This window comes from Lyngbya aestuarii BL J, assembly GCF_000478195.2.
GTDB lineage: Bacteria > Cyanobacteriota > Cyanobacteriia > Cyanobacteriales > Microcoleaceae > Capilliphycus > Capilliphycus aestuarii.
In genome coordinates this window covers 1-1,352 of record NZ_AUZM01000215.1, presented here as the reverse complement: position 1 = coordinate 1,352, position 1,352 = coordinate 1, and the positions used below count along the sequence as shown (strand labels likewise).

The 1,352-nt window shown below is 37.2% G+C and carries 2 protein-coding genes; both read left to right on the top strand.

Annotated elements, in window-relative coordinates; all coding sequences use genetic code 11:
* Nucleotides 1–290, top strand: a 290-nt coding sequence (locus M595_RS27615) for a methyl-accepting chemotaxis protein (RefSeq protein WP_023069862.1), incomplete at its 5' end; no start/stop codon positions are given.
* Between the two features lie 25 nt (nt 291–315).
* The coding region (locus M595_RS27610) for a HAMP domain-containing methyl-accepting chemotaxis protein (RefSeq protein WP_023069863.1) at nt 316–1,352 on the top strand (1,037 nt) is incomplete at its 3' end.

Sequence of the window (1,352 nt, the reverse complement as noted above, 5' to 3'; positions counted from 1 at the left end):
CTGTAATTGTGACTGAAGAAGGAACAAAAACGGTACTTTCGGGAGTAGAAATTGCTCAAATGACAGCCTCAGCATTGATGGGCGTTTCAGACTCGGTTAATAATGTTGTGTTAAATAATCAGCAAATTTCTCTCAATACCCAACAACAAGCGATTGCAATTTCTCAAGTATTAGAAGCTATGAACTCGATTAATCAAGGTTCCAACGAAACTGCAAATGGTTTAAATCAAACGAAAACTGGACTGCAAAAACTCAATCAAGTGGCATTGGAGTTGCAGTCAACCTTATAATACTTCTCTTAATCATAACATAAAGATGAATATTAAATTAAGCACAAAACTCTATCTGGGATTTTTTGTGACTCCGGCGATTATTCTATTAGGAGTTACCCTATACTCAATGATTTCTATTAGGCAAATTAATCAACAAGTTACCACACTTTATGATGATCGAATTGTACCCCTCAAACAACTTAAATTAGTCTCTGATGCTTATGCTGTTTTAGTCGTTGATGCAGTGAATAAAGCCCATGAAGGAATAACTTCTACGGAAACCGCCCTCAAATCTATTGAAAAAGCTTCCTCAGAAATCGAAGAACATTGGCAAGCTTATAAACAAACAAACCTTACTCCAGAAGAACAAAAACTCGCCCGCGAAGTTGAAATTTTATTTGTGCCTGTTAATCAAACGATTAGGAGACTCCAACAAGCTTTAGAAACAGGAGAAATTTCTCAGTTAGACGCTTATGATGGGCCACTCTATGAAGTCATTGATCCGCTCACTCAAAAAATTCAAGAGTTAATTAATTTACAGTTAGATATTGCTGCTCAGGAACGAGCGGATGTTCAAACTATTTACTCCAGAATTATACTGTTTTTTGGATTGATTATTTTTGCTGCTGTTGTTGTGGCTTCTCCGATTGGTTACTTCTTTAGTCAGTCTATCACAAATACTTTAAAAAAAACGCTACAAGTCGTTTCTGAAAGTTCAATTGAAATTGCAGCAGCAACAGAACAGCAAGAACGAACCGCCAACCAACAAGCATCTGCGGTTAATGAAACCACCACCACAATGAACGAACTCAGTACATCTTCTAAATCGACTGCTGAACAAGCCGAATCTTCGGTGATGGATGCTAAACAAGCTTTAAACCTCACGGAAAATGGCAGTCAAGCCGTAGAAAAAACCCTAGAAGGCATGGCAAATTTGCGAGAAAAAGTCGATGCAATTGCTCAACAAATTATTCGTTTAAGTGAACAAACTAATCAGATTGGGACAATTTCTAAATTAGTCAGTGATTTAGCCAATCAAACCAATATGTTAGCATTAAATGCGGCAGTTGAAGCCGTTAG